Annotated in this window: 1 protein-coding gene; it reads right to left on the bottom strand. The window is 68.4% G+C overall.

The features are described 5' to 3' along the window. Positions 1-12: 12 nt before the first annotated feature. Positions 13-247, bottom strand: a 235-nt coding sequence (locus tag PUR61_RS18935; protein ID WP_329880122.1) for a transposase, incomplete at its 5' end; no start/stop codon positions are given.

Here is a 247-nt window from a genome sequence, read left to right as displayed (position 1 = left end):
TTAGAAGACATCTCATTTGGATAGTCGTCGGGTGCAGATGAGGGCTGCGGCGATGCTGGCGAAGGCGGCGAAGTGGTCGGCCTTGCGTTCGTAGCGGCGGTGGAGTCGGCGGAAGCCGCCGAGCCAGGCGACGGTGCGCTCGATCACCCAACGGTGGCGGCCGAGGCGCTGGGAGGACTCGACGCCTCGGCGGGCGATGCGGGCCGGGATCTGCCGTCGTCGCAGGTAGGCACGGATGAAGCGGTGG

The sequence above is a fragment of the Streptomyces sp. BE20 genome, from assembly GCF_036322525.1.
Lineage (GTDB): Bacteria > Actinomycetota > Actinomycetes > Streptomycetales > Streptomycetaceae > Kitasatospora.
Note: the sequence above shows the minus strand (reverse complement) of the source record. Positions and strands in the feature narration are given on the sequence as shown.